5 protein-coding genes are annotated in these 3,215 nt (G+C 71.7%); 4 read left to right on the top strand and 1 reads right to left on the bottom strand.

Features of this window, described 5'->3' with window-relative positions; genetic code table 11:
* The first annotated feature begins 56 nt into the window (after window positions 1–56).
* Window positions 57–1,028 carry a type IV toxin-antitoxin system AbiEi family antitoxin domain-containing protein gene (locus ABD091_RS06725; protein ID WP_343916676.1) on the top strand — a complete coding sequence of 324 codons (972 nt, stop codon included), beginning with the start codon at window positions 57–59 and terminating at the stop codon, window positions 1,026–1,028.
* On the opposite strand, the gene ABD091_RS06720 is transcribed toward ABD091_RS06725, so the two are convergent.
* Window positions 1,022–1,384: a DsrE family protein gene (locus tag ABD091_RS06720; RefSeq protein ID WP_343916674.1), complete on the bottom strand. Its 363-nt coding sequence runs from the start codon at window positions 1,382–1,384 to the stop codon at window positions 1,022–1,024. The two genes, ABD091_RS06725 and ABD091_RS06720, sit on opposite strands and share 7 nt — an antisense overlap.
* A gap of 23 nt (window positions 1,385–1,407) precedes the next feature.
* On the opposite strand from ABD091_RS06720, the gene ABD091_RS06715 reads away from it, so the two are divergent.
* From ABD091_RS06715 to ygfZ, 3 genes are all read left to right on the top strand, one after another.
* Window positions 1,408–1,908 (top strand): heme-binding beta-barrel domain-containing protein, encoded by a 501-nt coding sequence (locus ABD091_RS06715; RefSeq protein ID WP_343916672.1) that lies wholly within the window; start codon window positions 1,408–1,410, stop codon window positions 1,906–1,908.
* On the top strand, window positions 1,905–2,318 hold the full coding sequence (locus tag ABD091_RS06710; protein ID WP_343916670.1) for a Fur family transcriptional regulator: 414 nt from the start codon (window positions 1,905–1,907) through the stop codon (window positions 2,316–2,318). Before ABD091_RS06715 ends, ABD091_RS06710 begins: the two co-directional genes overlap by 4 nt.
* A partial coding sequence (gene ygfZ / locus ABD091_RS06705) for a CAF17-like 4Fe-4S cluster assembly/insertion protein YgfZ (protein WP_343916668.1) occupies window positions 2,315–3,215 on the top strand: 901 nt, incomplete at its 3' end. The genes ABD091_RS06710 and ygfZ, both read left to right, overlap by 4 nt.

Below are 3,215 nucleotides of genomic sequence, written 5' to 3'. Positions count from 1 at the left end.
GGCGATCCGCAGTCACCTGGTGACTGCGAATCGCCCCGTTGTTGTCGGTGGGGTCGATGAGGGTGCTGCGTATGTGGCTCGACGACCTGCTCCGCAACCAACGCGGGGTCGTCTCGCGCGCCCAGGCGCGGGCCTGTGGCCTGGGTGACCACGACATCCGCCGGATCCTGCGGCGCAGGGAGTGGGCGACGGTCTTCCCGGGCATCTACCTCAACCACACCGGCCCCACGACGTGGGAGCAGCGAGCGATGGCGGGCGTGCTCCACGGCGCGACCGAGCTCGACCACAACCTGCGGCCGGTCGGCGCTGCGCTCGCGGGCCACGCCGCCCTCCGCAGCGCCATCGGCCCGGGGTGGCGCTCGCGTGGCGACGGCATCGAGGTGGCCATCGAGCACGGCAGGAGCAGGGAACGCGTCCGCGGCTATCGCTTCGTCCGGGTCACCGACCTCGCGACCAGGACCGACGACGTCCGTACGCCGCCACGGCTGCGGCTGCCGGAAGCGCTCGCTGACCTCGCGATCGGGGCCGGCGACGAGCTGGAGGTCGTGCAGACCGTGGCCGATGCCTGCCAGTCACGGATGGTGAGCGCCCACGAGGTACGACAGTCGGTCGAGAGGAGGGGCAGGGTGAGGGGCAGGCAGGCCCTGCTCGCGGTGCTCGACGACGTCGCAGGCGGGACGTGCTCAGCGCTCGAGCACCGGTTCGTCACCGGCGTGGTCCGGGCTCACGGGCTGCCGATGCCGCAGCAGCAGCGGGTCAGGACGGTGGTCGACGAGGCCGGGCGGCGCGAATACCGCGACTGCGAGTGGGACGACGCGGGGCTGGTGGTGGAGCTCGACGGTCGGCAGTTCCACGACAACCCGCGCCAGCGCGACCGCGATCTCGACCGTGACCTCGACGACGCTGCCGGCGGGCGGCGCGCCGTACGGCTGGGGTGGGGGCAGGCGACCCGGCGGAGGTGTCGTACGGCGCGCAGGCTGGCGACGATCCTGCAGTCACCGCACGACACGTGCCGGGACTGTCAGTAGACGAGCGCCTGGACCCCGTCGGCGAGGATCTCCTCGGTGAAGACGGCGGCGCCGGCGATCCGGATGCCGTCGACGACGGAGGAGGACATGATGTCCCGCCGCTCGGCGCACTGCGAGCACACCGTCACCGACCCGCCCGCGAGGACGGCGTCCAGGAGCGAGGCGAGCGGTGTCGCGAGGGGGAGCGAGAACGACGCAGCCCGCCCGGGGACCGCGAACCACGCCGCCTCGCCCGTCAGCCACAGCGACACCCGCGCCCCGGAGGCGACGGCGGCCGCGGCGACGGTGAACGCCTGGTTGACCCGCTCGGCGTCGTCCGCGCCGCAGGTCGCCTTGACCACCAAGTCCCGTGCCATGCCGAAACCCTAGACTCGGTGCCATGCCGTTCGAGATCCCGGACAACATCCACCCCAACTGCGCGCGCCTCGCGTGGCTGATCGGCACGTGGGCGGGCAACGGGCACGGCGAATACCCCACGATCGAGCCGTTCCAGTTCGGGCAGGAGGTCATCTTCCAGCAGGACGGCCGCCCGTTCATCCACTACTTCAGCCGCTCCTGGATCACCGACGCCGAGGGCAAGACGATCCGCCCGGCCGCCCAGGAGACCGGCTTCATCCGGCCGCAGGAGGACGGCACCATCGAGATGGTGCTGACCCACAACCTCGGGTTCGTCGAGGTGTGGCACGGCGAGCTCCACCCCGAGCAGCCGCGGTTCGAGATCGTCACCGACGCCGTCGCGCGCACCGCGACCGCCAAGGAGTACGTCGGCGGCAAGCGCCTCTACGGCTACGTCAACGGCGACCTGATGTACGCCTACGACATGGCCGCGATGGGGCAGCAGCTCCAGCCGCACACCCATGCCCAACTGGTGAGGCAGTGAGCGAGACCGACTGGAAGGCGAAGCTCCGCGGGAGCGGCTATCGGCTGACCCCGCAGCGCGAGCTGATCCTGGCCGCCGTCGAGCGGCTCGGCCACGCGACCCCCGACGAGGTCCTGGCGGAGGTCCGCAAGCAGTCCTCAGCGGTCAACCAGTCGACCGTCTATCGCACGCTCGAGGTCCTCGAGGAGCTCGGGCTGGTCCGCCACGCCCACCTCAGCGACCGCGCGCCGACCTACCACTCGGTCACCGACCACGAGCACTTCCACCTCGTCTGCCGGAATTGCCAGAAGGTCGTGTCCGTTGACCCTGATGTGCTGAAACCTCTGTTGCAGACCCTGGACACCGACCACGGCTTCACTGCCGACGTCGGCCACCTGACCGTCTTCGGGCTGTGCGAGGAGTGCCGATGAAGAGCCCCCTGCTCGACCTGCCCGACGCCGTCGCCGCCGAGGGCGCCGACTCCGGCGTCGCCGCCCACTACGGCTCGTTCAACCGCGAGCAGCGCACGCTCGAGGCCGGCGACGGCTTCGTCGACCTCTCCCACCGCGACGTGCTGCGGATCGCCGGCCCCGACCGGCTGACGTGGCTCCACTCGCTGACCACCCAGCACCTCACCGACCTCCAGCCGGGGGAGTGGACCAGCGCGCTGGTCCTCAGCCCCAACGGCCACGTCGAGCACGCCTTCACCGGCGTCGACGACGGCGAGGCGCTGACCGTCCACACCGAGCCGGGCACGGGTACACCGCTGCGCGAGTGGCTCGAGCGGATGGTCTTCATGATGCGCGTCGAGATCAGCGACGTGACCGAGTCCGTCGCCGTGATGTGGCGACCCAAGGGGTTCGACCTCGTGCCGCGCGACCAGCTGGCGGCGTACGCCGAGGCGGCGGGGCCGGCGTGCGGCCTGTGGGCCTACGAGGCGCTGCGGATCGCGCGCGGCGAGCCCCGGTTCGGCCTCGACACCGACCACCGCACGATCCCCAACGAGGCCGGCTGGATCCCGAGCGCCGTCCACCTCGACAAGGGCTGCTACCGCGGCCAGGAGACGGTTGCCCGCGTCCACACCCTCGGGCGCCCACCCCGTCGGCTGACCCTGCTCCACCTCGACGGCTCGGAGAACCGCCTGCCCGAGCGGGGTGCCGAGCTCAAGCACGGCGACAAGGTGGTCGGGTACGTCGGGTCGAGCGCCCGTCACCACGAGCTCGGCCCGATCGCGCTGGCGATGGTCAAGCGCAACGTCCCCCTCGACGCCGTCCTCGACGCCGACGGCCTCGTCGCCGCCCAGGAGGTCGTGGTCGACCCCGAGGTCG

Source organism: Nocardioides aestuarii (assembly GCF_039527245.1).
GTDB lineage: Bacteria > Actinomycetota > Actinomycetes > Propionibacteriales > Nocardioidaceae > Nocardioides > Nocardioides aestuarii.
This window is presented reverse-complemented; position numbering and strand designations above follow the sequence as displayed.